We start from the raw sequence: 26,767 nt of genomic DNA, 5'->3' as shown, positions 1-26,767 counted from the left end.
GTTCGTTTCGAGAACGATACCGAGACCACCTCCCCTACTGATGATTTCTTCGAATCGTCGTTATCTATCGTCATTAGCAGATAGTCACCAGTGGCGTGTCGATGGGAGTCAGGTCTCTTTCTCAACGACCACGTCTTCGAGAACGAGGACGTCGAGGCCCATTCCGTAGAAGTCCTTGAGCGCTTGTGCTGGTGTTTCAACGATCGGTTCGGCGTGATCGTTGAACGATGTATTGAGGACGACTGGAACGCCAGTGATATTACCGAATTCAGCTATTAGTCGGTAATACTGTGGGTGCTGATCTTCGCGCACAGTCTGGGGCCGCGTCGAATCGTCTGCTGGGTGAAGTACCGCTTCGATATGATTTTTGTTCTCAGGTCGCACATCAGACGCAGTAATCATGAACGGTGCGGGTCGACCGTTTACGAGATACTCTTCGGCGGCATCTTCGAGCATCGACGGTGCGAACGGTCGCCACTCTTCCCGATGCTTGACGAACTCGTTTACTCGGTCACGAGAGGCAATTGAGCGAGGATCAGCGAGGATGCTTCGACTCCCGAGTGCGCGGGGTCCCATCTCTAAGCGGCCGCGGAACCATCCGACGAGCGATCCGTCGGCCAACTGCTCTGCGACGTACCGTTCGAGGTTATCGGGACGCTTGTAGCTGACTTTGTTCGTCTCCAGTAGGTTCACGATTTCGTCCGTTTCATACTCGGAGCCGAGATAAACGTTCGTCATCTGTGGAACAGCCGATGGCGACTGGTCGAGCCAGCCTGCACCGAGCGCTAATCCAGCGTCGTTAGCGACCGGTTGAATGAACACGTTCTCGATGTCATTCGATTCGATGAGACGCATGTTCATTTTACAATTCAGCGCAACCCCTCCAGCAAGCGCGACGTTCCTCGTACCGATGTGATTGGCATACGTTGTGGCCATATCGAGAACGGTTTCTTCGAGGAGCTTTTGTGCAGTGTAAGCGAAATCCTTCTGCCATTGATCGAACTCTCCCGGTGTGTCGTTCCGTGGTCGACCAAGATACTCCTCGAGTCTTCTGACGCCGTAATCCGTCCCCCACCGCTTGGTCAGTTCCGTCACGTCGTAGTTGACTCCGGGTGTAATTAGATCCCGAAGTGCACTCTCAATGGCCTCGTTCTCCTCACCGTACGGGGCAAGACCCATTACCTTCCCTTCCCCGTTGAACATCCGATACCCGAGATACTCGGTGACGACCGCGAAAAAGAGGCCGAGACTGTTGGGATGGTCGTACGTTCGGATTCGAGTGAGTCCGTGTTCATCTCCGTGCCAGACGACTGTGGAATCGTACTCGCCTTTGGCATCCACTGTGAGAATCACCGCTTCATCCAATCCGGATGGATGGAATGCGCTAGCAGCGTGACACGCATGGTGAGATCTGGTCACGATTGGGGGAACTGGCGTCCCGATGTCCGCCAGTCGAGATTCTACGTGATTGGTGGGGAAAAATCGTCCTCGAACCTGTGATTTCACGAGCCATTCGATGTGACGGGCTTTTGTGCTCAGTCCATCGAGTCGAACGATGTCACGAAGATAGTGGTCGAGAATCTTCGATTGGAGCGACGGGTCATAGGGAAGGACGATTTTCGAGAGATTACCGAGTTCGAGGTCTCGATAGTCAAGACACGCACGGATGGCGTTCGTTGGGAACGAGTGCGATGCGTGTTTATCCCGAGAGAGGCGTTCTTCTTCGATACCGTAGACGGCCTCACCATCTTCGAAGAGCACTGCGCTTGGGTCGTGTTGTCCGTACAGTCCGATTGCTGGTTTGAATGAGAGGGTGTAGTTTGTCATCTGGTTTAAATTTCTCAGTGCTCGTTATCCGGCGCAGCATCGGTGTGAACGTAGACCCAAAGGATGTCGCCATCCTGCAACTGGTACGAGGTTGGGTCGATATCGGTCGCGCGCTGTCGAATGCTGATCTCCGTTCCGCTCATCCGTGATTTATATATCCCATCGTATCGGTCACTGCTGGAATATTTGATAGTATGACCACCACGATTCGAGTACGAAATATCCGGGAGTTGGTCGAACACCTCCGCGAGCGTAATTGGCTCTCCCGTGTTCGTCCACCCGTAGTACGGGGGGTTGCTGTTTGCAAACTGGAATTGCTTCGTTCCAGCACGCTGGTATTTCGATGCGGTGAAATCCAACCGGCGATTATTAATGTCGAACATGAGCAGCCCTGACCGCGTATCACCACTGGTGCCCGATTTACGTCCAGTCGAGATGTGGACCCAGTACTGGTCCGCGTGTTGGACCTCGTATTTCGTCGGGTCGATTTCCTCGGTTCGCTCGTGGATGGTGATGTCGACTCCAGAGCGGCCATCCTGATACGTCGTCCCGTCATATCCGATGACGTGATTTCCACCCTGTTTTTTGTATGAGATGCCCGGCAAGAGATTCAAACCACGTTCGAGCGTGATGACTTTCTTCTCATTACTCCACTCGTTCGGGCCGTGTGCGGACTTGTGGAAGTGAAAATACACCGTCTCAGGGTGTTGCTTTTCGATGTTATCGAGGAAGTATTTCGGCTGCGTGAAATCGACGAGCTTCCCATCGATTTCGAAGAATAACTCGCCGTGCCAGTGATAATCCTTGTATCCCGGTTTCTCTCTGGTCGTCGTTTCGGTTGTTTCAGTCGTGTCAGTCGTTTCAGTCGTTTCTGCCGTTTGTGTCTCCGAAGTAGTTGTCGTACGACGGTGTGTCGTGGTCTGATTTGTCGTCGTTCGCGTTGTAGATGCGGTTGTTGTCGTCGATTCGTTTGATGACCCACCTAATCCCGTACAACCTGCGAGACTTGTGAGTGTGAGGGCTGTACCTCCCAAAACCGATCGTCGTGTGATGAATTTTTTATTGGAATCCATAGTTTCTCACGGTCGAGATTATCGTCGGATTGGCAGTACTGTCGCTCCATGACGGGTATCTCGCGCAATGATACGGTTGCGTCACTGCGGCAAACGAAGGGAAAATGTATAATCCACGACGAGTGACTTCATAGAACGAATATCACCGAAACGTTTAATATCAACATTAAAATTAGAAATATTGTACATTCAAATCGACCGTACGTTTAAGTCCGATAAGCGAAGTTTACTATCGAAAATATCGGTTTCACAGCGGCTAGAGGGACGGTTCGACGAAAGAGGGGACGTCGTCAAAAAAATGCTACACATCTACGAGGGTTGGTAGTAGAGAGAGTACAGGATAAATCCCATACCGATAATGACGATTATGGACTGAATCAAGCCCGAATAGAAAATCGACATATTGACGATATCGAACAGTATGCCTTCGATCACGGCACCAATACTAATTATCACAAATCCGATGGCGAGAAAGAGCATCGGTTGGTTCTCGTATCGCCTATATGCGCGATAGCTTTGGAGCGCGATAAGAACACCAAGTATCATAACGACAATTTTCGCTGCGATGAGACCCTGGTGCATTATGAATCGTCCCTCCGGATATCGCTCCACAGTCGATTGAAACGATCCGGTGCATCTGTTGGTGGCTGCTCTTCGATGTTTACGGCGAACGTTCCTTGTTGCAGTTGTACATCGATCCGCTCGACTGCCGCTTCGTACTTCTTATAGTGATTTCCGTCGGGTGCTATTTTGTTCTGTTCGGAAAGCAGGTCGTATTCGACCAGTTCTTGGATGCGTCTATACACAGTAGGTAGTGAAATACCACAGGTATCGCTCAGTTCGTTCGCGGACATGGATTGTTCACTCGTAACCGCTAGTATGGTTTGGACGTGTTCGTCTCCCAGGAGGGATAGGATTTTACGGGGGGAACTGTCCTCACACACAGACAGAGATGTTTGTGGTTCGGTTATAGCAGTACGGGTTTTCACTTTTCAACGCCATTTGTATCACCCACAGGTCATGAACCGCCAATATGATGTAAATTATAAGATCACTACGATTACCGAACTGCCTAACACCGTGGTTCCCATCACTAACACTATGTCAAGTGAAACTGAGGAAATCCGTGTGTGGCTCGTCGAACGTGGCTACAACAATCGTGACCTCATCATCCTCAAGTACGCAACCCCCGATGGCGACCGGATCTTCCGGCGGGAACTCGCTGCACAAGCGGTGGACATGGATTCGGTGACTGCTGCGAAGGATGTCTCACCCACCAACCTCGAAGCCGTTGATGATCCAGATCTGCAAGAACGATACGAGGCTGAAGCCGATCGGATGGCCGACAAACACGAGCCCGACGATTCGGTTTGAGTGGAACGTTCGTCGCACGCGTTGTGAACCAATTATACTAGCTCCTCCGAGGCTCACTCTTTTCCCCCTCTTATTTTTAAATATATATCATATCGGTCCGCTCGCCATCGAGAGAATTTGTAAGTGATTATAGAACCTATGTGGACCTATGACCACAGCAGATCAAAGTGGTTCGGTCGTTCGAATCGTCCTCATCGTTCTCGCGATCATTCTTCTCATCCCAGTGGTGATGATGCTGTTCGCATTCCCGCTAATGGGTGGGTGGATGATGGGCCCAGGATATGGAGGTCGAGTCACTCCGATCTGGGGATGGGTCATGATGCTCATTCCACTGATTATTCTGCTCGGAGGTGGTTATCTTCTCTATCGTGCCTTTAAAGGAGATAACTTGAGAGCTGACCCAGCACTCGAAGAACTCCGATTAGCATACGCTCGGGGTGACCTATCCGAAGAAGAATTCGATACGCGCCGTAACCGCCTGCAGAGGGAAAACAACAATCGGGAATGAGTCAAATAGTATCTAGTTTGAGAATTTTTCAACGAATGTTACTGCCGAGAGCCCTCTGAAAATGCAAACGATTTCTCCTTGATAACGGGCATCAATGTAGGCAGATAGTATGGTTTGGACGTTGTCGTCACCGAAGAAGAATAGAGTTCACGAGAGAAACTGTCCTCACACACAGATAGGGATGATTGTGACTCGGATACGGCAGTATTGGGGTTTCTCTGCCTAGGATTCTTCGTTCGAACTCGAAGTCTTTGAAATTGCCGTAATTGGGCTTCTGAGTGGATTATTTTGCCGAATAATCAGCATTGGTCCCCGTGGAAACGTGGGTCAAATCCACCCACGCTTTGGAAAACAAAGTAGGATCCACTACATAGTTAGTGGATGGGTTTATTCGTCCGTTTTCACCACCAATGTATTAGACAGAACACGATTAGGTGGGACTCCCGTAGTGCTTTGTATGGAGAAAAAAGAATATGCGATCCTTGTCGCTATCGCTCTCGTGACCATCGGTATCGGAGTATTCACAACTTCGAAGCCGTTGGGAACGTTCTTCGTGGAGAGTACGAAACATGCGGCGACGACGACTGTCGCCATGGCATGGATCACTTGGTGGGCGCTCGTGATCGGCTTCGCCATTGCAGGAGGCGTTGAGGCGTGGACGTCAGACGAAGAAGTCGCAGACCTACTAGAGGGCAATGGCCTACGTGAGATTGGCTACGGGTCGCTCTTTGGGTTCATCTCCTCGTCGTGTTCCTATAGCGCCATCGCCACGGCGAAGAACTTGTTCAAAAAAGGTGGCTCTGCAGCGGCCACCATCGGCGCGTTCATGTTTGCATCGACGAACCTCGTCATCGAGATCGGCGCAGTCATTTGGATCCTTCTCGGGTGGCAGTTCCTCGCGGCGGACATCATCGGTGGGTTCATGCTCATCGGGCTGATGGCCTTCGGATTCATCTATCTCGTGCCAGACGAGGTTCTCGATCAAGCCCGACAGAACGTCCTCGACGAAGGAAGTCCAACTGTACAAGATCCGGTCTGTGGAATGGACGTCAACCCAGAGGAGACCGACTATTCGACCGAACACGACGGGCAAACCTACTATTTCTGCTCGCAGTCGTGTAAGGAGAGTTTCGATCCCGAAGAAGTCAATACGACTATCCGCGAGCAGGCGACGTCGCTCTCCGGATGGAAGGCGCTTGCCGACAAACAGTGGAAAGAGTGGGGGATGCTCTGGGACGAAATCGCCATCGGATTCATCTTCGCCGGTCTTATCGCCGGATTCATTCCCAAGCAAGTCTGGACGTCGGTCTTTTCCGGACCGATATTCGGCGTGCCGGTGTACATCTTCTGGACCGCAGTGGTCGGTGCTGTCATCGGTGTCGCTACCTTCGTGTGTTCGGTTGGAAACGTTCCGTTCGGTACCGTCCTCTGGACGAATGGTCTCCCATTCGGGAGCGTCCTGAGTTACATCTACGCAGACCTCATCGTCCCACCAATAATGGACGCCTATCGGGAATACTACGGAGCGAAGTTCGCGGCCATCCTCTCGGGGATGATTTTCGTCGCAGCAGTCTTCACTGGGTTTGTCATTCACTTTCTGTTCCTCGGTGCCGGGCTTATCCCGGACCCCTCGACCGCCAAAATCGCCGAGGTCAAAATCGAGATGAACTACAAAATGGTGCTGAACGTACTGGCGACTGGATTCTTCCTGTTCCTCTACTGGCTCCACCGGTCCGAATCCACGGAAGAACACGGCGAACACACCCAGCCAGCGGACTAAGCCTCTACTGATATCTCATCTTCAGCATATCGCCGACCGACAAAGAATTTTTGTGACTGAATGGGTCGAAACCACTACACCGGTTAGAATTGCACTTGAATCCGATTCGATGGTGTCGAAGTCGAATCAGTTTTATTCAGGTAGTAATGGAAGCGCAGGCGTGTGGGGGCGTCTTCATTTTCGGGTACTGCTCCTTTTGGAATCAACCACGACCTACTGGTCACGAGGGGTAACGCATCACTGTCCGCTGGAACAAGCCCCGCGGTCGAAATAACAGGCTGAGCTACGAGAGTTTCGCTCGTAGCAGTTCGAACTCATCGTCGTCGATCTCGCCGCGGGCGTATCGCTCTCGAAGTACCGCCGCTGCGGAGTCTGTTTTGCGCTCGGTCTCGCGGCGCGTAGCGAGGTACACGAGTGCAAGAGGTATCGCAATGAAGACGCCCATCCAAAGGAGTCCCCAAAGACCCATCCACTCGGGACCAACCATCCAGCCGTCACCCCACATGTGACCGCCCCACGAGTGGGCGCCGCCGATAGCCCCGTTGGTGTGAGCGACGACCGTTCCTGTCGTCGTTGTGAGGAGCGTCGTCGCGAGAGTGGCCAGCGTCGCAGTTCTTGTTTCGAGTCGGTGTGCGAGAGTCATGTTTAGTTCACCCTTACATCTAGTACTACAACGACTGATGAATTATATCGAGTTGCTGATTCTTGTCCCATGAGAACGTAACTTCGTCGCACGTTGCAATTTTATCATGGCGTTTCAAATACATATTCGCAGCCATCACGATTGTGCCTTAAACACAATATTATCGGCGGACGAACCGTGAGATGGTTATGAGTTACACGATGACCCCTGACTCGATGGTCCGTTTCAAGATGTTATCGACTCGACCGTCAACGCACTAGAAGCCAAGGAGTTCGGCGTGCTGAGCGACATCAACCTACAAGCGAAACTCGAAGAAAAATTCGACCTCGAGGGATATCCGGAGTACCGCATCCTCGGCGCGTGTAACCCACCACTAGCCGAGCAAGGACTGGACGCCGAACGCGATCTTGGCGCATTGCTGCCCTGTAACGTCGTCGTCTACAAGGACGACAGCGATGTGGTCGTTAGCGCCGTTGACCCCAATACTCTGCTGAGCGTCGTCGAGAACCCAGCCCTCGACGATATCGCCGAAGACGTTCGCGATCGATTTGACCGTGTGTTAGATGTGGCCACTGCCGAGTACTGACGAGTTATCCTGCTGGTGATTGGCACTTGGTTTGACCAGATCCGGTCGGTCCCGTTCTCTGCGGTGACCGCATAAATATCCCCTAGTTCACATTTAGGCCTTCTTTCAGAACCTTTCATGATATCCCCAATACTGCCCCTTATTATGCTTCAGTTCGTACGCTGATCAATGACGGACGATTCACGTCTCTCGCGACGCGCCCTCCTCCGTGGGCTCGGTGTCGTAGGAATTGGTTCCCTCGCCGGCTGTACCTCCAGTTCCGCCCCCTCGCTCGACAACGAAAAGACAGTTGCCCCACGGACAACGGTGTCGGGCAACCCGGACGTGCAAACAACTCTGACTGCATCTCCCGGAACGGTGTCACCGGCCTCTTCGTCGGCACAGAACTGGCTATACAACGGGTTATTCCCCGGCAGCGAACTCCGTGCCACCGAAGGCGACATCGTTCGCGTCGACTTGCAGAACCGTCTCCCCACAGAAACCACGGTCCACTGGCATGGCCTTCCGGTCCCCAACAGTATGGATGGTGTGCCGAACGTCACCCAACAGCCGATCCAGCCCGATGAAACATTCTCGTACAAGTTCCGGGCGGAACCGGCGGGAACGTACTTCTTCCACAGTCACGTTGGCCTCCAACTCGACCGCGGGTTGTATGCACCGCTCGTGATCGAAGAAAAGTCGCCACTTGTCGAGTACGACCACGAATATATCGTCGTGTTCGACGACTATCTCACCCATGCACCTGAACCACTTGAGGGATCGTCGAGCGGTGGTGGTGGAATGGGTGGTATGGGTGGTGGTGGAATGGATGGTATGATGGGTGACCGACGGCCATCGTATGCTGGCTTGCTCGTGAACGGTTGTCTCCCGGAAGATCCCGCAACATTCGACGTCAAGGAGGGAGAACGGGTCCGCCTACGCTTTATTAATTCCAGCAGTGCGACTGCGTTCCGTGTCGGTATTGCCGGTCACAAACTACGAATATCGCACACTGACGGGCGACCCGTTGACACCGTCCCGGTCGATTCGTTCGTTTTCGGTGCGGGCGAACGCTACGATGCCATCGTCGAAGCGACGAATCCCGGTGCATGGGAAATACGAGGGGAGGCAGTCGACGGCGACGAACAGCCGGCTCGTGCAATCCTTCGGTATGGTAATACGTCGGGGTCACCAGCTGGTCTCAAATCGTGGGGGCGGACACTCCAGTATAGCGATCTGCGAGCAAAGCAGCTCCCGAAGCAACTCCGTGGAAGTCCCGATCGGATGTTCGACCTGACGCTATCGCCTGAGATGGGCGGTTCGTATGGCTGGCTCATCGATGGGCAAGCATACCCCGACGCTGATCCGTTACAGATCCGGGAAGGAGAACACGTCCGCGTGAAGATGACGAATCGAAGTCCAGTGCTTCATCCGATGCACCTCCACGGGCATTTCTTCCGGGTCGCGGACGTAATGAAGGATACGGTTATCGTGCCGGGTCACATGGGGTCGGTGACGTTCGACTTTTTCGCGGACAATCCCGGCAACTGGCTGTTCCACTGTCACAACCTCTATCACCTAGAATCCGGGATGGCCCGTGTCGTAGAATATATCAAATGACGGTTACATAGCAATTCGTGGCGATCGCGATGCGGAACGCACCACAGCTCGTCTAATGGCCCTATCGATTACGACGACTGCACAACCCAAAATCCAGCAAGGGCTGACAAGCACACAGAATCAAACCGAAATTCGTCTCGGAGGAAAGGTTCCTGGCTGGGTGGGACGGTCACCTAGTTCGATACAAGGCAAGAAGAATACCACACTAACGCTCAAACCAGGGACAAAGTACAAAATATCGTGGACCGATCTCGATGGGGTCGAACACCGGCTCCAGATTCTTGATGCCAATGGGAATATCCTTGAACAGACAAAGGATGGTGAAGAACGGGGGGACGAAATCAGTCACGTTCACTGCAACGCCGAAAATGAAGCGATACCGGTGCAAATACCATCCAACGACGATGAAGGGGAAGGACAAACAGTAGAGCGAGACAAGTACTCGCTTGATTTAGCTACTTACTATTCGTGAGTTTGATCTCACCGCGCATCGTTTTCGGATGATATTCACACTTATACTTCGCCATCTTTTTCGATGCCGTAAACGTCATTGTAACCGTCTTGCCTTTCTCTTCGCCATCATCGCTCTTTTTGAGTTCTTCGCCGTTTTTATCTAAGAGCATGAGTTCGTGTTCGAGACCATCGAGGTTCTTCCAGGTGAGCTTGTACTTTTGACCCGGTTCCAACGAGAGGGTTGGGTTCTTCTTACCCTTGATTGAATCAGGTGCACGACCCATCCAACCCTCCTTCTTTGCACCAAGTTGGATTTCTTTTTGACTACCACTACCACCGTTCTTTTCTGAATTCTCTTTCTTATTCTCCTTCGATCCACCCGTACAACCCGCGAGGGCAGTTATCGCGATGGTACCACTGGAGAGCAGAACGGCTCGTCGGGACCGACGACTTGTCTTGGGCATTGCTGGATATGCCAATGGCGTACCGATCCGTAGATAAGTTTCGGCCACTCATAATCAGATATTAATTATGAATGAGACGGTATTATCCGATGTTGGAATTGCGGAAAGAGTTCACGCTGAAAGGCAGTCATGGTTTTTGCCCCTGTTGTGAATGTGATTCTACGAGCAGTTCACTCAATTTGCGGGAGTTATCGACGAATTCGCCGTACTCTGAGACACGCCTGTTGACTGGAGAAAACTCCCAAGAAGGAGGAGAACGCTCGCCGCAAAGAATGTACTGCCGACCGGAGACGACGGGATCATGAACGACCAGTAAACCGGAGTGACAGCTGTACCGAACAGCACACTAAGAACGCCATAGAAGGCTGGCGCACAGCAACAACACGCGGTCGCTCCAGATGCAGCGAGCGACCCCGAAAAGAGCTGTTTGCCAGCCACAGAGCCTGCGGTACTCCATTGCTGAACCACCACAGCGACGTTTAAACCAATCAACCCTCCCAAAATAAGCATCAGCACCAAGGTACCAACCGAGAGATAGCCAGTAAAGGGAATCGACGGGAAGTACCATTCAACCGCAGGCCAGACAACCAATGGGCTCGCCACCTGGTAAGGAATGAAAAACGCCTCCGTTGGTGCGTTAACCCCCGAATCAGGATTGAAGCTCATCGTCCCCGCGGAGAATGCAAAGAAGATACTCATTAGCAATCCAGCTCCTATTCCAACTACCTTCGGTATCGTTTGTAACCGGAGACTCTGGAGGACACCCCGCGCTTCAGTCCAAATGAGATACGCGATGAGGAACGGGAGGGTCAAAACAAGACCATATCCGAGTGGATTGTAGTATCCTTGATTCGGCATCACCGTGGGATATCCAATCCATCCTGCTAGCAACACACAGAGCAATGCGTACTGAGGCTTCATCGGATATTTGAATCGAATGAAAAGGAATCCGCCGATAGCAAGGATTCCAGCCAGGAGAAGGGTCAAAACGGGATAGAACGCGGTAAGTGTCGGTGGCGTTTGACCGACAACCTGGATTTCGACGAGGCCGATCCCCCCCAAAGACGGCAGTAATAGCACCTCCCGTGAGAAGTATTCCAATGAGTGGATGCGGTAAAATATCGCGGTGCATGGCCAGACCCGCACTAATTATTGCACAGATCCCACCGATGAAGGCAAAAAAGAGTATCTCATGTGGCGTTTCTGCGTGCGTCGTTCCCGAATGGGCAGCAACCGGGGTAATCGCAGCTGTAAGCCCAACAACGACTAGTGAACTACTGATGGCGTGTCGAAATCTCATGATTCATGTCTCTTATCTATGACGTGCGTGTGATATCGGATCTAGTCGTTCCTGACGAATCACTATTGGAGTGCTGTTTGGAATAGCAGTGAAAATGTGTTGTGGTGTAATTCTCGAAACAGCGGTACGAACGAATTCCTATTTACAGTCAGTGTATGAGAATGGCCCCGGACTTGAGCCCGAGTCGATTCACGAGGATGGGTCGAGATGAACATGGACATCGCTGACACCATTCTCTCGCTGAAGGTTTGGATGAGATCTGTTTCAAGAGCATGGGCATCCTCGAAGGGTCGATCCGCATCGATCTCAGCATGAAATTCGACTTCGATGTCAGTTCCTGAATAATACATCGCGACGTCATGCACACCATGAACATCCGGGTGGTCCTCAATTGTCGCGAGAATCTGTTCCTGGGTCTCTTTCGGCGGCGCACGATCCAATAGGTATGAAACATTTTCGCGTGCCAACTCAACGCCCTCTTTCATAACAACTAAGCTAATGAGCGCACCGGCAACTGGATCGAGAACCGGGTATCCCGCCCACACTCCGAGCACTCCGACGAGTGCAGCGATAATCGTATAAAAATAGTTGAGACAATCTCTAGCAAGCGAATGGAGACTCGATGAGTTCACGATCTGATTGAGACGCTCGGTATATCGGTAGGTCCCATACATATCGACCATCGAGAAGAGAAGCGCACCAACGAGGAAGATACTGAACGTTGCTTCGTTCCCACGAAGGTATTTTTCGACACTTTCGTAGAGAAGAATCCCGCCGAGTGGAACAAGTGCACCACCAGCGATGAGCGCAGTGAGTGGCTCAAATCGGTCGTGACCATGCTGATGGGTGGTGTCAAGTGGCTCAAACGCGGTCGGACCCCAAATATGGACAACGCCACTTGCAGCGAGGTCGGCGACTGAATGACCGGCGTTCGCGATCAATGCAGTACTCCCGAAAGCTACCCCCACCGCCCCTTCGATGACATTTTGAGGGTATTCCCTAGAAGGTTTGCCCATGTTGCTCGTCGAAACCTGTCTAGGTGCTCATCCATCATCTTGGTTCATCGCTACTCACTAATAAAAGCCCTCATTAGGCGCATATAATCGATTTTTTGATTCAATCTAATTCAGAGAATGCACAGGACAAGAATGCTGGTGGACCGAGCGCCTAGCGGGTAAACACCCAAAGTCAAGGACGATGACTCTGAACGCACTGGCACTTCTAGCACTGTACCCTTTTGCGATTAGGGGAGAATGTGGAGGATGCCGAGACCCTCGAGAACGAAGACGACTCCCGTGAATCCGAGAACGAATGCACTGAGAGCGGGAAGATAGTCCGCGAGACCACCTTCGAGGCGTTCGGCGAACCGAGCGGCGGTAGCTGTGGTGAGGACGACGAGTGAGGTAATGGTGATGACGATACAAACAGCGTAGGTGAGTGCGATCGGAATACAGTCGAACGTTCCCGCACAGAAGCCGACGAGTGCGTACCCTTCTTCGTGGACAAGTCCGAGCAAGAACGCAAACGCAGCAACACCTACCAGACCCGTTCCGTCCCCAATCTGAAACTCCGAGAGTGCACCGCTGAACATCCCGTGACTGTGACCCGCGTCGCCGTGACTATGGTCGTGGTTGTATCCGCGATCGTAGTCGCCCTCGTGTGAGTGAGTATGGTCTGTCCCATGTGAGTGGTCATGACTGTGGTCGGGGTCGTCACCATGGGCGTGCTCGTGGTCATGATCGTGCGAGTGAGTGTAGAGACGGTAAGCGAGGTAGAAGAGCGCGAGCCCGGCGAGAATCCGGATGTAGGAAGTGTACTGGTGGAGGGGGAATATAGTCGTCAGGAGGGAGAACGCGCCAAGAAAAAGGCTTGCAGCGAGAATATGGCCGAGCGAGAGCATTAGCCCGCTCCCGATACTGCTTCGCCAGCGATTGTCCTGATTCAACGCCCAGATGCCAGCGACCGGCCAGGCGTGTCCCGGTTCGAGACTATGGAACACAGCAAGGCCAGCCACCGCGAGCAGCACGCCGATTTGAATTGCCATTGTCGAAACGTAACGAGAGACAGGTCATGAGGGTTGTTATGACCGAATCGGGTGTTCCGTAATACGGCGATAGTACTGTCCTGTATCCATCTGACGAACCAGTAACTCCCAAAATTCGGATCGATGAAAGGGGTTTCAACGGTTGATTGGTACGACCGAATTGGAAAAGTCATAATAACTTCGAATAAATGTCCTCCGAACCAAGTGGGTGTATGCGAACGAGTATCAATATTCCACAGGAGGTGCTGGACGAGTTCGACGAGACCTGGGAAGAGCAAGGAATGGAATCGCGCTCGCGAGCCGTTCGAGAAGCAATACAAGAATACGTCGAACGACATACGACGTTGGCGGATATTGAGGGAGAGGTCGTGGCGATGATTGCGTTCGATTACGAACACACACTTGTCATCGGCGACCTCCACAGCATTCAACACGAATTCCAAGATATCATCGACACTATGTCTCATACTCATCAAGGGGAGTGGTGTTTAGAGAGTATTTTCTGTCGGGGAGATGCGGCTCGTATCCGTGAACTTACGTATCGTCTTCGGGATTTCGATGCTGTCGGACGGGCAAACGTCGTCTTCCTCCAAGCAGACTAAGTTCAACTCTCGTAAAGTATAACGCATCAATTGGGGTCGATTTCTACGCTCAAAGACGTCCTCTAGAAATCGAATGGTATCCCATCACCCAATGAAGAAATATTCAACCGAATGACACCAAACTTGACTCGGTATACTGCCTTAGCTCCTCCTCAATATCCGATTCGCGCCATCCAAGCGGTGACAACACACTCGCTGCTGCACGAACCAGCAACTCCCGATAAAACTCAACATCATACTCGTCTAACTCCTCACCCGCCAACAGCACCCGCTCTCGCGAGTCCTTCGCATCATCCACCACCACGTACGACACACTCTGTCCAGGCGCGCGAGCCAACCCCAGATCAGCCGCTCGCTCTAGCGCCGCCACACTCCGCGTCGATTGGGTGTAGTCCTCCTTCTCCTTCGAAACCCGATTCGTGATGACCAAATCACTCGGATCGACCGCCCCACGCTCGAGTCGATCGACCCACGACCGCAGCTCCTCACAAACCGCCTCTGGATCACGATACGCATCCACCGCTCGAATCAACGCTTTCTGTGCCTCATCGATATACGACGGCGTACTCCGCTGGCGACACTCGAGGCCCCGATACTTGTACTCATCCTCCCCAGCCACCTTTCCGAAGTACTTCGTCAATGCACCCGCATCCGAATCACTCAACGGAACGAACGATATCCAGTCGTAGTGGGCTTCATGCTCAAGCCGAATCTCCACCGCATCAGAAATCTCCGATGCAAGCGCAGACAACGACATCTGTTCCTCCCCCTCTATCGGTGTCACCCACACGCTACCGACGATGCCATGCACAATCCGCCACCCGTTCTCCTCGAGCACTGCCTTCGTCTCTAACAGAATCTCCCGCGCAAACGCGTTGATCGCCTCGTGGCACTCGATCCGGCCGAACTTCGCGTTCGAGAAGCCCTGATAGCCGAAACAGGACACCAGAATCCACTTGATCGCACTCGATTGGTCTTCCAATTCGTCGCGATGATCATCGTCCTCGGTCTCTCGAATCTCAGTCGTGAACACCAGCTAGCTGCTACGTGACTTGTTTTTGAGAGAAATTGAATCGCTTGTGCGCTCCGATCGTATCTCATCTCGACACGGCCCTCAGAGCCCTGAACAACTATTTTCTTCCGACGTGTGGTTCTTCCTATGGCTTATGAGGCCGTCACGGTAGACATCGACGGGCATATTTCGACGATCACGCTTAACCGCCCGGAGGCGATGAACACGTTCAGCACGGGATTAGCCCACGATCTCGATGACGCTCTTCGAGAACTCGACGAAAATGATGACGTTCGGGTCGTAATCATTGAGGGTGCTGGGAAGGCGTTTTCAGCGGGGATTGACCTAACTGAACACGGAGACTTTGACACCCAACGGGAGTTTAAAAGATGGGTCCGACAGATGGAAAAACCATTTCAGACGCTCGTGGACATGAGGACACCTGTCATCGCGGCAGCTCATGGTCACGCCGCCGCGAACGGAATTGGACTGGTTGCTGCGTGCGATCTCGCAGTGCTCGCGGAAGGAACCAAACTCGGCGCTACCGCCCCCAACGTGGGATTATTCTGTATGGGGCCTGCCGTACCGTTGATGCGGTCGCTCACACAGAAACAGTGTCTCGAACTCCTGCTGACGGGCGAGCTCATTGATGCCAAGACCGCATTCGACTGGGGACTTGTTAATCGCGTCGTCCCCAAGGACGACCTCCGAGAGGAGACAATTGCACTCGCGGAGTCAATCGCAGAGAAGAGTCCGGTCGCCGTTCAAATGGGCAAGCAGGCATATTACGTGATGAACGATCTCGACTACGACACCGCCCTCGAGTACTCGAACGAGCTGTTCGCCTCGCTGTGTACCACAGGCGACGCGAACGAGGGCATTGATGCGTTCCTCAATAAGCGTGAGCCCGAGTGGCCTGGTAAGTAATTCGGCGAGCGCTACTGTCTTTCGTTGCTCGAAGAGTTCGGTGAAAAACACGGTGTGATGTGGAAAGCCTACGAACCACCCTCGGAGCAGAATAACGGAAACGCTCGACGCAAGCGACTGTACATCGATCTCGACGTGTAGGACGACGACTAACAATCTGATCTAACCCGTGACGGTCAGCACAAGGGTTCGATTCCCTCAGCGGGTCTGTGCCCGATTTGGTGCGACGAGCAACCTTTCCGGGAAACCGGGAAGGGGGGTGAACTCGTTCACCTGCTAAGCTTCACACGGCAGGTGGGTGAATTGATTCATCACCCCGATCGGGTCTCAACCGCCACGAACACAGCCGAAGAAACCACACTACGATGGGCGGTTCGAAACCTCCGCTGGACGGAGGTGAGAAAAGAACGGTCGACTACTTGGGAGTAAACTTGTTATTGCGGAGTTTTTGCGGTAGAAGGCTGCTCTTCACCGTGTGCTGGCAAACCGGGTTACACCCGGTAGGGGGTGATGAACCAGTTCACCACCCCCGTGTACAAACACAAAGTGAGCACTTCCAAGATGCGCGTGATCACCTTGTAGCAGGTAACGGTGATTGACGTTCAGTAGCGAGTCGTTCATGCCGAACACCGTTAGTGCGGACAAATCTCTTCACTGACGATCTCAGGCTGGGGTTGGGAATCCCTCCGCCTCATGCAGCGGGAATAGCAGGTGGAACGTTTCCACTTCCAGCTCGCCAGTCACGGCATACTTCCCGTATCGCGGTGCGGAGGTCGGACGCGAGAAATGCGTCACGTGATATTTCGGAGTTGAACATGTAGAGTCCGCCAACCTGCCCGCTCTCTTCGTCTTGCAGATAGTATTTCTGGACGAGTCCGTCCATCTGTCGGAACTTCTTCGCGCGGTCGCGTAGCGTCTCGTCTAACTCCTCGGAACTCAGTTCCGATTCGAATGTGATGAAAACGACCTCCATGTTCGATCACTATGATATGGTAGGACATACAGGAGGATAAGCCAATCCAGAACACTACTTTTGACGACTCTAACGGAGGAATTCTACAACAGCAGCGTATCGCTCGGAAGATGTTCTTTCACTATGGACTTAAAATAGACGGCTTGGGTCGTACTTAAATCAGACGTCGAGCTTCCCGGTGAACTCAAAAATAACGACTCGGACCCTGCTCCGGCTACAGACGGGGTTGCCGGAGAGTAGCGTGGCTGGGACGAACTCACAACCGAGAGGGACACGAATCCAACACGAACGTGGTCGTGAACGCCTCGAATTGACACAGTTCAGGACTGATGCCGTACGGCTACTCGTAAGTACGGCAGTTGTATCGGTATCTATCGGCTACAAACCAGCGAGAAGAGGAGAGGTCCTACCGGCCACCGCATCTGTGGTCGGAGCGGGGGCAACGTGATCCCTTACCTGCTCGAGTATCACATCGAGTTCACAAAAAGGGGAAGATTTCGTAGACAGGCAGACGAATGGCGATGTGATAAGTATCTTAGCGAGCGATTTCACCGATCTAACGAAAACCACCGATGAAAAAGAGCGGTTAGGTGACGCGCTTGTTAGCAAGACACGCGAGCTAGACGTGGGTTCTGTTGCTGCAGTTCGAGCGCTTCGGGAACGTAGATGAGGTATTTTGTTGATGCGAATATTTCCTTCTAAAGCGGAGATGAGTACACAGATTTTATATAACTAACCAATTCCTCATTAAATAGTTCACGCTGCTCTAAAAAGGGTACATGGCCACTCTCTGGAAAGGGGACAAACGTAGCGTTTGGCAACACTTCAGCCGCAACAAATTCTGCATCAGTGAGGGAGGCAGCAGTATCGTGAGCACCGTGAAACACTGCTGTTGGGATATCGATGTTAGAGAGGCGTTTTTCAAGTCTGGAATGATCCATATCTCGATATAGTTCTAGCACATCAATACCGACGTACATGGGACATTCCATCCCGATACTCCATAGCCAGTGCTGCATGGTTTGAGAAGGTGCTTCTGCGAAAAATCCAGATACAAATGCCATCATAGCGTCTGGTCGATTAGATCGATGTGCTTGGATTAGACTGTCAAAATCAAGTCCTTCAGTAGATTGACTCCCGCTATGAGCAATGCCTTCAAAAATCCCCGATGAGAGAAATACAGTCCCTTCGATTGGATTTTTATACTCTGTCAGATAAGTAGCCGCTACAGTTGCACCAAGGGACCATCCTACGAGTATTCCCTGATCAAGTTCAAGTGTTTCTAGTAAATCTGCAATATCCTGCGCGAATCGTTTCGGTGTGTAGTCGAGATACGGCTTCGCAGAAGCACCATGACCACAAAGATCCAGTGCGATGACCCGATACTCGTCACTAAGCCTCTCAATTTGATAATCCCAAACACGGTGGCTCATAAAACCACCATGGATAAGAATAAGAGGTTGTCCGGATCCCGTATCGGTAACAAAGAGCTCTGTCTCATCAGATCCTGTAATGTACGGCATTGTCTCTTACCACCAACTCCCAATAAAAAATATTTGCTGGATAAAACAATATGGTATTTACAGTCAAAAATGGAACCAATACGGTGAGTCATCAAGTACCTCCACTATCTTCGAGCACGCGAAGAACGTCGCCAAAACGAACGACGTGATGGTTGCACGACTCGGATATCGGGAGGTTGCAACGCATTACGGCTGTGCGTACACAAACGACGGCTACCGGGTGATGGAGGAGATGGCCGAGCGTGTTCCTGGTGTGATCTACAAGGAATCTCGAACTTTGTCGATCGACGATACCATGGGTGTCGGTGGCCATCACATCGAGATCAGGTTCGCACATCCCGACTTAGCTGGGTGGATGCGAGCACACGAAGCAAACGTGGAACAAAATGGAGGGCGCTAATTATAGCGTTGTAATCACGGGGGTTCGAAGAACCCCCCTCTCGAACCACACCACCACACGAGATTCACACCGCATTGCCGGTGACACATGGTGGTAGTAATCGGTTGGTTACGGTGGAGTGCGTCATTTTCTACGAAACAGAGGGGGTCCCGTTCGCGATCTCCTTCTATTACAACGTTGTAATCTAGCCATCCAGAGGATGGACGAGAGTAGGTCAGTTGCCGACGCAACTCTTATTACACAACACATGAATCATGTATTGTATGGCAAAAGCCGAAGGCAATCCCGAACACGTCATTGATGGTTTCCTCTCGGTTGCCCAGCTGCTATCCGAACCACGGCTGGCCCGTCTCTATACCTTCATTCTGCGAAATGAAGCGGTGACGATCAACGATATCGTCGACGGATTAGAGACACCCCGAACGACCGCCTATTCGGATACAGCGACACTCGTAGAGATGGGTGTCCTATCCCGTGACGAAGCACAGAAGACACACACCTACACGGCGACGCCGATTACGCTGACCGCAGAGCTTGATGGGGCTGAATATACGATTACACCCACCCTCATCGAAGCAGTCGGCCGGACGCCGCAGGATCAGGACCTTGACCTCCTCCTCGACCGATATGGGCTCGGCAAACTTGCTGCTGCACTCACGTACGCTGTCCCGTACGTTGATGGAGAAATGACCGAGCGAATTGCTGCTCGGGAACTTGATCTGCAGGTTGCGTTCGCGATCGCTGTGCTGCATGCACTCAGGGAAGTCATTCTCGAGATGCAACCACACGACCCCTACTTTGATAGGATTCAGAACGCACGCGACCACCCACCGAACACAGAGACATAAGAGAAGAAAGAATGAGTGACGTTGGTTCGGATGCCGAGAGATATGCGTGGGTTGCAGATTCAGGATTGTTCATCGCCTGTGGACGGCAACAAAACAACAAGTACACAGCACTCAGACGGTTTGCACAACGCAACGGAATTTCGTTTATGATCCCCCAACGAGTGTATTCAGAACTTGGTGGAGCACCTAATCGAAGTACACCAAGCCAAACGCCGATCAACAGTGCGATCGACGCCGGGTGGGTGACGACCGCTGACGAACTCGATTATACAAATGGCGGAGTTGCAGCCGTGATGGATACCGTCCGGCGGTTCATTGCAAAGGCGTCACATCGAAGCGAGGATCAGATCGAGAAAGCGGATACAGCACTTGCTGGCGTTGCAATGCAGCTCCTCAATAGCGGTAACGCGGCGTCTGTCACCGTTGTCACGAGAGACACTGATGCGGGCAAAGGTGTTGTGCGGGCAATCGAAGCTCGAGGATTTGAAGGACAGATTGAATTCAAAAACGGATTCGATTTGATCGAAGAAATCACATAATCGAGGAGCTTGCACAACGCATCGAAGAACTAGAAATGTCTGTGGCCACAGCACAAGCCCATCGAGAGGTGGCGACCCACTACGGCTGTGCGTACAAAAACGACGGCTATCGGGTGATGGAAGAGATGGCCGAGCGCGTTCCTGGTGTAACCTACAAGGAATCTCGAACGCTGTGTGTGGACGATGCAATGGGTGTCGGTGGTCACCACATCGAAATCACGTTCGCCCACCCCGACCTCGCCGGATGAATGCGAGCACACGAAGCGAACGCGGAACAAAATGGAGGGCGCTGATTATAGCGTTGTAATCACGGGGGTTCGAAGAACCCCCGCTCGAACCACGCCACCACACGAGATTCACACCGCATTGCCGGTGACACATGGTGGTAGTAATCGGTTGGTTACGGTGGAGTGCGTCTGTTTCTGCGTCTATTTCTGCGTCTATTTCTGCGAAATGGAGGGGGTCGCTCTCGCGATCCCCCTCTATTACAACGTTGTAATCGACCACCGATAGTGGCGACAAGCACGGACGGTGCGTCAAAGTAATATCGAGGGCACAGTCTGTGACCCTAAACCGCCTCTCAAAATCAATTCTCTCGTGTCATCAAAAGGTGAGGCAAGCATAACCGTCCACGTTCCCTTTAGTAATGAGTACACAATGGATATCTCTGAGATAGTTTCAACACAGTTCACCGAGTTCGACATCGGGGCACCCCTTTCGAAGGTCGCCGGTGCGTTCGAGAATCAAGAACTCGACGCCGTCGTCGTTACAGACGGTGACGAGTATCGTGGCGTCGTCAGCCGCCGACAACTGGCCTCGTCGTCCAATCAACCCTCGGCGAAGGTTGGCTCACGGGTGCAACATGTCCCGACCGTCGATCGAACCGAGGATGTCCGTGAGGTCGCACGACTCATGATCGGGAGTAACGCTAAGACGCTCCCAGTGCTGGACAAAGACCGCGTCTTTGGTGTGGTGACCGCAGATGCCGTCCTGGAGGCCGTGAGCCCGTTTCTTGACGCGGTCAGCGTCGACGATGCATACACGACAACCCTGATCAGTGTGACTCCGACGACCACGATGGGCAAAGCCCTCAACACGCTTCGGGAAGCACGTATCGCACACCTTCCAGTCATTGACGATGACGAGCTCGTCGGCATATTGAGTTTATACGATGTCATCGAATTCACGACACGCGGGGGGAACAAGAGCCAGGGTGGTTCGTCAGACGAGTTTAGTGGCCGCGGCGGCTTCGGTGAACGTGACGGTACTTCTGATCGGATGCTCGATCTGCCGGTGCGAAACCTGATGTCCGATGCAGCTGCGACGGTTCAGCGAGACACACCGCTCGATGTGGTAGTCGAAACGATGTTCGATCAGGAGATTTCCTCACTTGTCGTCACAGCGAACAAGACAGACGAACCGGTCGGAATCATCACAAAGACGGACGTCATTGAAGCACTCACCTGGGAACAGGAAGAACGGCGCCCCGTGCAGGTGTTCGGTCTCGATTTGCTCGATGAGATGGACTATGACGACGTTTCCGCGTTAATCGACAGCGTGACCTCGAAGTATGGTGAGGTGAGCGTAATCAAGGCCAGTATCGAACTGCATGAGCACAAAGAAAAGAGTCGAGGAGTACCACTGGTACTGGCACGGATTCGGCTCGTCACCGACCGTGGTTACTTCACCGCTAAAGGGGAGGGCTACGGCGCTACGCATGCACTTCGTCTCGCCGCGAACGCGGTCGAACGCCAACTTCTCAAGGGCAAAACCTATGGCCAATCGAAGAAGCATCCGGACACCGAGGAGCAACAACAACTGTACGGCTGGTGGCTCGGGGCATAACGTTCTTAACTTTCAGTACACGAGGCTAGCCGTTCCAAGTGATACGATTCACTTGCTAGCAAGCGGGGCTGAACCTGGTAAACTGTTCCTCTAAAGGACAGGCGGTGTCGTACTGATTGTCGTCGTTTCTCGTCTCGATTGTGGCGACGTTGACTGGGAAGGCCATTTTAGCTGTCGATGAGTCGACCAATTTCAGGAAGCGGAATCGAACACAGAGCTACCTCTGTGTTTGGCGGATGAACTCGTCAAGCCGTTCTTCGATGAGTGTCACAACGCGTTCGCTGTACTGCCAGAGTGCTGCGTTGAATTTCTCCTCGGTCTCGTCATCGATACCGTCGTCTCCCTGAAGGACGGAATCTTTGGTGATTTGCGGGTGATACACACAGACGATTCCGATCGAACTGTCCGAACTCGTGGTTCCCGCTGTGTGGATTCCGTACTGGTCGGTGCCCCACACGCCATCGCCACCGTTCCGTTCCATTACAGAATCGAGCGCATCAAGCCGTTGTATTTCTTCGGGAGTAAGGAGTGGATCATCGCCTTCGAACAATTCACTGTATGCTCGTATCCGGGCATTGTTCGTCCATTGTTCCAACTGGGAACGCACTCTCAGTACGAGTTCTCTCTCGTCAGGGAATTCGGCCATGCAATCTAGAGGAGTGGGACACCAATCAACGTTTGTACAGCATTGCAGATGTCTCGATCCTACGAGAAGGCGGTACTCAGGGAGAGCAGTCCTTGTCAACGATTGTAGGGTCTGGGTTTTCCCATTGGAGCACCAACTAGTTACATGTCCCATTACGAGGCCATCTTCGAAATCGAATCAAAATCCGACGCAGAAGCTATCAGACTCCTTGCGGAACGGGTTTATGACGCCTTACGGGAAGAAACACGAGAGATATATGGGGACGAAGACAGTTCGACCGAGATGCTCGAAACGTTCGAGGCCATCCGCAACGCGACCAGACATCCCACCCCAGGTACGCTGACTATCCGCTATGATCAACACGACGAAGCGTTCGAGGACTAAATGCCCCTATGATGGGCTCGGTTCCTCTGTGGTCGAAAGATATGCCGTGAGGTCAGTCGTCGTGATAACACCGATGACCGCTTCTCCGTCGACAACCGGGAGATGATCAAAGCCGTGTTTTATCATTATGTCCGCCGCAGTTTGAACCGATTCACTTGCGGTCGTTGTAATGACCTCTGTACTCATGACAGAGGCAACAGATTCATTCGGATCAGGATCGCCTTCTGCGACAACATGAATGAAGTCAGTTGCAGTGATGATCCCTTCGAGTTGGTCGTCATCACCAACGACGATTATCGATCCAATCTCGTGTTCGCGCATTGTCTCGCCAGCGTTCTGGAGTGAGGTGTCGTTACTTACAGTGTACACCGGAGAAGACATGAGACTCCCGATAAAGACATCATCCATTCAAGTAAACAGTATTCCTGCGGGGATAAGAGTTTGCTTCTTTTCACGGTGGTGGAATATCTCACATGGAAACGAGAGTATCGCGTCTTCGTTGAAATGCCAAGTAATGACCAAAAGCTGCTCACCAGAATCTTCCGACAAGCGGAGTCGGTGATACCTAGACTACCGGAATGGAGTTGCTCATTGTCCTTCCATTCGAAATCGACTGTGCAGGATGCCAAAGTGAGCTAAACTTCCCAGTCAGTGGGTGAATCGTGAACTTGTGGTTTTGGTGAATCCTGCTGAGAGGGAGGTAACATAATTCATTGGGCTGGAACACGTAGTGAACTACAAGGATGAGTACTGCTGTGTAACACTGGAACCAACAGTGGTTGTCCCAACAGAGAGGAAGACAAATGACCGATACAATCGATTCCTGGCGGTATGGGAAACCACGACACGAGGTTCAATCGACTCCACTAAACGAACTACAGTTCTATGGTGACCCTCAGCACGAAATGCCGGGTCCAACCAATGTGGAACTCCGAGAGTCTGTTACGTATCTCCGACTCTGGAAATACTACGCGGAGAAACAGAGACGACAGAGGAGTGTAACAAAACGTCCGCTGGTCTACTCTCGGTAGGCGAATTTCCTTCTCACGATTTCCGTATTAGAACACGATAGTTGCTAGCGAAAAGAGTTTCAAGTGCCGGCCACAGCGTTACCCCTTTCGTTCACCTAGATATGATATGGCGGACAACAAAAAGAGCCGAGATAAGCAAGCCCGTGATGAAGAAAACCGCCAGCGAACGTGGGAAGTTGAACAAGCGCGTGAACGTATGGACGAAACTGAACCACGTGGCGAACAGAACGAAGCAGATGAATTTCGATACGCGAGAGAAGAAAATTCGGACTCACCCCCGACGTGTCACCGTCGTGGGTGCGACGAGCCAGCGAAATTTGTCGTTCTAGAACGCTACCAAGAAGAAACGGGTCACGGGAGTGTTGAGGCAGAGGCTCGTCTTTGTCAAAGGCATACTGCTGAGGAAAGTCCCACGAATCTTGATGGCGTCTATGCAGACTATGTGTTTCGTGTTGATCCGTTAACAGGGACAACTGATGCAGACATAGGGTGATTTCTGTCTGTACAAACAATCCATCACGGGACGGTTAAGCGGTAGGTATGTTTGGATTTATTCGTTACATCAGATTGAACCGAACGACGCCAAACTCGACTCGATATATTTCCCTAACTCCTCCTCAATATCTGATTCTCGCCACCCCAGCGGCGACAGTACACTCGCTGCTGCACGAACCAACAACTCCCGATAGAACCCGACATCATACTCGTCTAACTCCTCACTCGCTAACTTCACCCGCTCCCGCGACTGCTTTGCATCGTCAACCACCACATACGACACACTCTGACCAGGCGCACGCGTCAACCCCAACTCAGCCGCTCGCTCTAATGCCGCCACACTCCGCGTTAACTGCGTGTAGTCCTCCCGCTTCTTCGAGACACGATTCGTAATCACCAACTCATCCGGATCAACCGCCCCACGCTCAAGCCGATCAACCCACGAGCGCAATTCCTCACACACCGCCTCTGGATCACGATACGCATCCACCGCTCGAATCAACGCTTTCTGCGCATCGCCGATATATGACGGCGTACTTCGCTGCCGACACTCGATGCCCCGATACTTGTACTCATCCTCTCCAGCTACCTTCCCGAAGTACTTCGTCAATGCACCAGCATCCGAATCGCGCAACGGCACAAAGGAAATCCAGTCGTAGTGGGCTTCGTGTTCGAGCCGAATCTCTACCTCCTCGGAAATCTCCGAGACAAGCTCCGAAAGCGACGTCTGTTCCTCGCCTTCAATCGGCCTCACCCACACGCTATCGACGATGCCATGCACAATGCGCCACCCATGCTATTCAGAAGTGGTTAGTATGGAATAGTAACATCCCAGTCGGCTCGCTTAGTCTAATTTTCCAAAACAGGGACAATGTGAACAGAAAGTCTACGGACTAATAGTGCCTCAAAGCACCATGAGAATGCACTGCGCTATGTCGTCTTCGGGTCACCGAGTGTGACAAGACCAACACCGAACCCAATAAGGATGCAACCGAGGGCAAGCCCCTTTGGCGGAGCTTCTCCTAAAAAGAGGACAGCAATGGGGACACCAACGATAGCAGCGACTGAACCAAGGAGGCTGAGGTAGACAGGTCCTCCACGCTTCTGGAGGATGAAGTATAGGAAGTACATCACCGAAAACGTTGCAGTCTGGGCAAGAATGAGAAGAATGGGCGCGGCGTGACTCGTGGGCACGGCAAGAGAAAAACTAGACCCACCATTCCCCTCCCAGAAGGTGTTCGCAATTAGACCGACAGCAAGGAGTATGGTACCGGCCGCAGCAAGCATGCCAGGAGCGAGTTCGTCGGGAGCAGCCCCCTCCGGCCAGCGGGCCGTACGGTAAATGTTACCGCCGGCCAGAAGAATCGGAGAACAGAGCGTCGCAGCAACCCAGAATGGATCAACGTCCGGTTCAGAAAGTTTGAGGATGCCGAGAAGAGTTGCTCCCCCAAGTGCGAGTACGACGCCAGCCGCACGGCGAAATCGGAACGATTCCATGCCAAGAAAGAGCGCACCAAGGTAGGTGAAGAGGGGCGGGAAGGCGATTGTGAGTGCGACAAAACCAGCCCCAACATGGGTGACGGCAGCGAAAGAGAGGAGATTGGGAACGGCCAGGCCGACCAAGCCAGATATCACGAAATACTCAGTGGTACGAATATTAACCGAGGGGAGTCGGTGCCGGGCGGCGCCGACACTTCCGAGAACGACTGCCGACCCAGTGACTGACCACGCAAGGAAGGCCAACGGATCAAGGCCGACACCAGCGGCGAGTTTAGCAAGGTTAGTCGAGACCCCAAGAACAGTGCCTGCACCGAGGAGAGATATGAGCGGAACCATCCATGGATAGTGGGATAATGCGTCAGGGCGGGTCATCGCTACGTATCTCCCCATA

Annotated in this window: 30 protein-coding genes; 15 read left to right on the top strand and 15 right to left on the bottom strand. The window is 52.5% G+C overall.

What is annotated here, in order from left to right; all coding sequences use genetic code 11:
* Window positions 1-108: 108 nt before the first annotated feature.
* The 3 genes from A4G99_RS23380 to A4G99_RS23365 form a co-directional block, all read right to left on the bottom strand.
* Entirely contained in the window at window positions 109-1,827 is a 1,719-nt protein-coding gene (locus A4G99_RS23380) for a carbamoyltransferase C-terminal domain-containing protein (RefSeq protein WP_066148721.1), read from the bottom strand.
* Window positions 1,828-1,841: 14 nt separating this feature from the next.
* Window positions 1,842-2,861, bottom strand: a complete 1,020-nt coding sequence (locus A4G99_RS23375) for a hypothetical protein (RefSeq protein ID WP_150123227.1) — start codon at window positions 2,859-2,861, stop codon at window positions 1,842-1,844.
* A 620-nt stretch (window positions 2,862-3,481) separates the two neighbouring features.
* Window positions 3,482-3,844: a helix-turn-helix domain-containing protein gene (locus A4G99_RS23365; RefSeq protein ID WP_223302189.1), complete on the bottom strand. Its 363-nt coding sequence runs from the start codon at window positions 3,842-3,844 to the stop codon at window positions 3,482-3,484.
* Between the two features lie 157 nt (window positions 3,845-4,001).
* Here A4G99_RS23365 and A4G99_RS23360 point away from each other — a divergent pair, with 157 nt between their 5' ends.
* The 3 genes from A4G99_RS23360 to A4G99_RS23350 all read left to right on the top strand — a co-directional run bounded on the left by A4G99_RS23360 (window position 4,002) and on the right by A4G99_RS23350 (window position 6,562).
* A complete protein-coding gene (locus A4G99_RS23360) occupies window positions 4,002-4,274 on the top strand; it encodes a hypothetical protein (protein ID WP_066148715.1) in 273 nt (90 codons plus the stop codon).
* A 148-nt stretch (window positions 4,275-4,422) separates the two neighbouring features.
* Entirely contained in the window at window positions 4,423-4,782 is a 360-nt protein-coding gene (locus A4G99_RS23355; RefSeq protein WP_066148713.1) for an SHOCT domain-containing protein, read from the top strand.
* 457 nt (window positions 4,783-5,239) lie between these two features.
* Complete coding sequence (locus tag A4G99_RS23350) at window positions 5,240-6,562, top strand: permease (protein ID WP_066148711.1); 1,323 nt, start codon at window positions 5,240-5,242, stop codon at window positions 6,560-6,562.
* A gap of 283 nt (window positions 6,563-6,845) precedes the next feature.
* Here the strand turns inward: A4G99_RS23350 and A4G99_RS23345 are convergent, their stop codons facing one another.
* Window positions 6,846-7,205 (bottom strand): SHOCT domain-containing protein, encoded by a 360-nt coding sequence (locus A4G99_RS23345; protein WP_066148709.1) that lies wholly within the window; start codon window positions 7,203-7,205, stop codon window positions 6,846-6,848.
* A gap of 277 nt (window positions 7,206-7,482) precedes the next feature.
* On the opposite strand from A4G99_RS23345, the gene A4G99_RS23340 reads away from it, so the two are divergent.
* The 3 genes from A4G99_RS23340 (at window position 7,483) to A4G99_RS26330 (ending at window position 9,862) form a co-directional block, all read left to right on the top strand.
* Window positions 7,483-7,791 (top strand): DUF302 domain-containing protein, encoded by a 309-nt coding sequence (locus tag A4G99_RS23340; protein WP_342764556.1) that lies wholly within the window; start codon window positions 7,483-7,485, stop codon window positions 7,789-7,791.
* A 168-nt stretch (window positions 7,792-7,959) separates the two neighbouring features.
* Entirely contained in the window at window positions 7,960-9,390 is a 1,431-nt protein-coding gene (locus tag A4G99_RS23335; protein WP_066148705.1) for a multicopper oxidase family protein, read from the top strand.
* Between the two features lie 55 nt (window positions 9,391-9,445).
* Window positions 9,446-9,862 (top strand): hypothetical protein, encoded by a 417-nt coding sequence (locus A4G99_RS26330; protein ID WP_190303864.1) that lies wholly within the window; start codon window positions 9,446-9,448, stop codon window positions 9,860-9,862.
* Here the strand turns inward: A4G99_RS26330 and A4G99_RS23330 are convergent.
* The 4 genes from A4G99_RS23330 to A4G99_RS25530 form a co-directional block, all read right to left on the bottom strand.
* Entirely contained in the window at window positions 9,846-10,307 is a 462-nt protein-coding gene (locus A4G99_RS23330; protein WP_066148703.1) for a plastocyanin/azurin family copper-binding protein, read from the bottom strand. The genes A4G99_RS26330 and A4G99_RS23330 overlap by 17 nt on opposite strands.
* A gap of 174 nt (window positions 10,308-10,481) precedes the next feature.
* A complete protein-coding gene (locus A4G99_RS23325) occupies window positions 10,482-11,369 on the bottom strand; it encodes a hypothetical protein (RefSeq protein ID WP_223302188.1) in 888 nt (295 codons plus the stop codon).
* 300 nt (window positions 11,370-11,669) lie between these two features.
* A complete protein-coding gene (locus tag A4G99_RS23320) occupies window positions 11,670-12,623 on the bottom strand; it encodes a cation diffusion facilitator family transporter (protein ID WP_223302187.1) in 954 nt (317 codons plus the stop codon).
* Window positions 12,624-12,850: 227 nt separating this feature from the next.
* Complete coding sequence (locus tag A4G99_RS25530) at window positions 12,851-13,651, bottom strand: hypothetical protein (RefSeq protein WP_150123226.1); 801 nt, start codon at window positions 13,649-13,651, stop codon at window positions 12,851-12,853.
* Window positions 13,652-13,863: 212 nt separating this feature from the next.
* Between A4G99_RS25530 and A4G99_RS23305 the strand changes: the two genes are divergently transcribed.
* On the top strand, window positions 13,864-14,253 hold the full coding sequence (locus A4G99_RS23305; RefSeq protein ID WP_066148697.1) for a CopG family ribbon-helix-helix protein: 390 nt from the start codon (window positions 13,864-13,866) through the stop codon (window positions 14,251-14,253).
* Window positions 14,254-14,356: 103 nt separating this feature from the next.
* On the opposite strand, the gene A4G99_RS23300 is transcribed toward A4G99_RS23305, so the two are convergent.
* Window positions 14,357-15,286 carry a hypothetical protein gene (locus tag A4G99_RS23300; protein ID WP_394337488.1) on the bottom strand — a complete coding sequence of 310 codons (930 nt, stop codon included), beginning with the start codon at window positions 15,284-15,286 and terminating at the stop codon, window positions 14,357-14,359.
* A 126-nt stretch (window positions 15,287-15,412) separates the two neighbouring features.
* On the opposite strand from A4G99_RS23300, the gene A4G99_RS23295 reads away from it, so the two are divergent.
* A complete protein-coding gene (locus tag A4G99_RS23295; RefSeq protein ID WP_066148694.1) occupies window positions 15,413-16,192 on the top strand; it encodes an enoyl-CoA hydratase-related protein in 780 nt (259 codons plus the stop codon).
* A gap of 691 nt (window positions 16,193-16,883) precedes the next feature.
* Here A4G99_RS23295 and A4G99_RS23290 read toward each other — a convergent pair.
* Window positions 16,884-17,165: a YdhR family protein gene (locus A4G99_RS23290; RefSeq protein WP_066148692.1), complete on the bottom strand. Its 282-nt coding sequence runs from the start codon at window positions 17,163-17,165 to the stop codon at window positions 16,884-16,886.
* 698 nt (window positions 17,166-17,863) lie between these two features.
* Complete coding sequence (locus A4G99_RS24900) at window positions 17,864-18,688, bottom strand: alpha/beta fold hydrolase (RefSeq protein ID WP_082838028.1); 825 nt, start codon at window positions 18,686-18,688, stop codon at window positions 17,864-17,866.
* Here A4G99_RS24900 and A4G99_RS23285 point away from each other — a divergent pair.
* The 5 genes from A4G99_RS23285 (at window position 18,678) to A4G99_RS23265 (ending at window position 22,320) form a co-directional block, all read left to right on the top strand.
* Entirely contained in the window at window positions 18,678-19,088 is a 411-nt protein-coding gene (locus A4G99_RS23285) for a hypothetical protein (RefSeq protein WP_223302186.1), read from the top strand. The two genes, A4G99_RS24900 and A4G99_RS23285, sit on opposite strands and share 11 nt — an antisense overlap.
* A gap of 263 nt (window positions 19,089-19,351) precedes the next feature.
* Window positions 19,352-19,936 carry a helix-turn-helix domain-containing protein gene (locus A4G99_RS23280; RefSeq protein WP_066148801.1) on the top strand — a complete coding sequence of 195 codons (585 nt, stop codon included), beginning with the start codon at window positions 19,352-19,354 and terminating at the stop codon, window positions 19,934-19,936.
* 11 nt (window positions 19,937-19,947) lie between these two features.
* Window positions 19,948-20,475 (top strand): hypothetical protein, encoded by a 528-nt coding sequence (locus A4G99_RS23275; RefSeq protein WP_190303863.1) that lies wholly within the window; start codon window positions 19,948-19,950, stop codon window positions 20,473-20,475.
* 35 nt (window positions 20,476-20,510) lie between these two features.
* Window positions 20,511-20,723, top strand: coding sequence for a hypothetical protein (locus tag A4G99_RS23270; RefSeq protein ID WP_223302185.1), 213 nt, complete (start codon window positions 20,511-20,513; stop codon window positions 20,721-20,723).
* A 409-nt stretch (window positions 20,724-21,132) separates the two neighbouring features.
* Window positions 21,133-22,320 (top strand): CBS domain-containing protein, encoded by a 1,188-nt coding sequence (locus tag A4G99_RS23265; protein ID WP_066148688.1) that lies wholly within the window; start codon window positions 21,133-21,135, stop codon window positions 22,318-22,320.
* Between the two features lie 217 nt (window positions 22,321-22,537).
* Here A4G99_RS23265 and A4G99_RS30125 read toward each other — a convergent pair whose 3' ends face one another.
* The gene (locus tag A4G99_RS30125; protein ID WP_066148686.1) at window positions 22,538-22,966 is read right to left on the bottom strand and encodes a hypothetical protein; all 429 of its coding nucleotides are present in this window, start codon (window positions 22,964-22,966) and stop codon (window positions 22,538-22,540) included.
* Window positions 22,967-23,110: 144 nt separating this feature from the next.
* Between A4G99_RS30125 and A4G99_RS23255 the strand changes: the two genes are divergently transcribed.
* Window positions 23,111-23,350: a hypothetical protein gene (locus A4G99_RS23255; protein WP_066148684.1), complete on the top strand. Its 240-nt coding sequence runs from the start codon at window positions 23,111-23,113 to the stop codon at window positions 23,348-23,350.
* Window positions 23,351-23,356: 6 nt separating this feature from the next.
* Here A4G99_RS23255 and A4G99_RS23250 read toward each other — a convergent pair whose 3' ends face one another.
* On the bottom strand, window positions 23,357-23,758 hold the full coding sequence (locus A4G99_RS23250) for a cyclic nucleotide-binding/CBS domain-containing protein (RefSeq protein ID WP_066148682.1): 402 nt from the start codon (window positions 23,756-23,758) through the stop codon (window positions 23,357-23,359).
* 729 nt (window positions 23,759-24,487) lie between these two features.
* On the opposite strand from A4G99_RS23250, the gene A4G99_RS24895 reads away from it, so the two are divergent.
* Entirely contained in the window at window positions 24,488-24,874 is a 387-nt protein-coding gene (locus A4G99_RS24895) for a hypothetical protein (protein WP_082838027.1), read from the top strand.
* A gap of 69 nt (window positions 24,875-24,943) precedes the next feature.
* On the opposite strand, the gene A4G99_RS23240 is transcribed toward A4G99_RS24895, so the two are convergent.
* Window positions 24,944-25,657, bottom strand: a complete 714-nt coding sequence (locus tag A4G99_RS23240; RefSeq protein WP_223302183.1) for a DNA polymerase domain-containing protein — start codon at window positions 25,655-25,657, stop codon at window positions 24,944-24,946.
* A 149-nt stretch (window positions 25,658-25,806) separates the two neighbouring features.
* On the bottom strand, window positions 25,807-26,748 hold the full coding sequence (locus tag A4G99_RS23235; RefSeq protein ID WP_066148675.1) for a DMT family transporter: 942 nt from the start codon (window positions 26,746-26,748) through the stop codon (window positions 25,807-25,809).
* Between the last annotated feature and the right edge of the window lie 19 nt (window positions 26,749-26,767).

Source organism: Haladaptatus sp. R4 (genome assembly GCF_001625445.1).
Classification (GTDB): Archaea; Halobacteriota; Halobacteria; order Halobacteriales; family Haladaptataceae; genus Haladaptatus.
Note: the sequence above shows the minus strand (reverse complement) of the source record. Positions and strands in the feature narration are given on the sequence as shown.

Excerpts from the sequence above, each read along its gene's own strand:
- A4G99_RS23320 (WP_223302187.1), bottom strand. The coding sequence starts at position 12,623 with ATGGGCAAACCTTCTAGGGAATACCCTCAAAATGTCATCGAAGGGGCG.
- A4G99_RS24895 (WP_082838027.1), top strand. The coding sequence starts at position 24,488 with ATGGCGGACAACAAAAAGAGCCGAGATAAGCAAGCCCGTGATGAAGAA.
- A4G99_RS23280 (WP_066148801.1), top strand. The coding sequence starts at position 19,352 with ATGGCAAAAGCCGAAGGCAATCCCGAACACGTCATTGATGGTTTCCTC.
- A4G99_RS23380 (WP_066148721.1), bottom strand. The coding sequence starts at position 1,827 with ATGACAAACTACACCCTCTCATTCAAACCAGCAATCGGACTGTACGGA.
- A4G99_RS23305 (WP_066148697.1), top strand. The coding sequence starts at position 13,864 with ATGCGAACGAGTATCAATATTCCACAGGAGGTGCTGGACGAGTTCGAC.
- A4G99_RS23330 (WP_066148703.1), bottom strand. The coding sequence starts at position 10,307 with ATGCCCAAGACAAGTCGTCGGTCCCGACGAGCCGTTCTGCTCTCCAGT.
- A4G99_RS26330 (WP_190303864.1), top strand. The coding sequence starts at position 9,446 with ATGGCCCTATCGATTACGACGACTGCACAACCCAAAATCCAGCAAGGG.
- A4G99_RS23355 (WP_066148713.1), top strand. The coding sequence starts at position 4,423 with ATGACCACAGCAGATCAAAGTGGTTCGGTCGTTCGAATCGTCCTCATC.
- A4G99_RS30125 (WP_066148686.1), bottom strand. The coding sequence starts at position 22,966 with ATGGCCGAATTCCCTGACGAGAGAGAACTCGTACTGAGAGTGCGTTCC.
- A4G99_RS23350 (WP_066148711.1), top strand. The coding sequence starts at position 5,240 with ATGGAGAAAAAAGAATATGCGATCCTTGTCGCTATCGCTCTCGTGACC.
- A4G99_RS23360 (WP_066148715.1), top strand. The coding sequence starts at position 4,002 with ATGTCAAGTGAAACTGAGGAAATCCGTGTGTGGCTCGTCGAACGTGGC.
- A4G99_RS23255 (WP_066148684.1), top strand. The coding sequence starts at position 23,111 with ATGTCCCATTACGAGGCCATCTTCGAAATCGAATCAAAATCCGACGCA.
- A4G99_RS24900 (WP_082838028.1), bottom strand. The coding sequence starts at position 18,688 with ATGCCGTACATTACAGGATCTGATGAGACAGAGCTCTTTGTTACCGAT.
- A4G99_RS23250 (WP_066148682.1), bottom strand. The coding sequence starts at position 23,758 with ATGGATGATGTCTTTATCGGGAGTCTCATGTCTTCTCCGGTGTACACT.
- A4G99_RS23265 (WP_066148688.1), top strand. The coding sequence starts at position 21,133 with ATGGATATCTCTGAGATAGTTTCAACACAGTTCACCGAGTTCGACATC.
- A4G99_RS25530 (WP_150123226.1), bottom strand. The coding sequence starts at position 13,651 with ATGGCAATTCAAATCGGCGTGCTGCTCGCGGTGGCTGGCCTTGCTGTG.
- A4G99_RS23335 (WP_066148705.1), top strand. The coding sequence starts at position 7,960 with ATGACGGACGATTCACGTCTCTCGCGACGCGCCCTCCTCCGTGGGCTC.
- A4G99_RS23275 (WP_190303863.1), top strand. The coding sequence starts at position 19,948 with ATGAGTGACGTTGGTTCGGATGCCGAGAGATATGCGTGGGTTGCAGAT.
- A4G99_RS23345 (WP_066148709.1), bottom strand. The coding sequence starts at position 7,205 with ATGACTCTCGCACACCGACTCGAAACAAGAACTGCGACGCTGGCCACT.
- A4G99_RS23290 (WP_066148692.1), bottom strand. The coding sequence starts at position 17,165 with ATGGAGGTCGTTTTCATCACATTCGAATCGGAACTGAGTTCCGAGGAG.
- A4G99_RS23285 (WP_223302186.1), top strand. The coding sequence starts at position 18,678 with ATGTACGGCATTGTCTCTTACCACCAACTCCCAATAAAAAATATTTGC.
- A4G99_RS23270 (WP_223302185.1), top strand. The coding sequence starts at position 20,511 with ATGTCTGTGGCCACAGCACAAGCCCATCGAGAGGTGGCGACCCACTAC.
- A4G99_RS23295 (WP_066148694.1), top strand. The coding sequence starts at position 15,413 with ATGGCTTATGAGGCCGTCACGGTAGACATCGACGGGCATATTTCGACG.
- A4G99_RS23235 (WP_066148675.1), bottom strand. The coding sequence starts at position 26,748 with ATGACCCGCCCTGACGCATTATCCCACTATCCATGGATGGTTCCGCTC.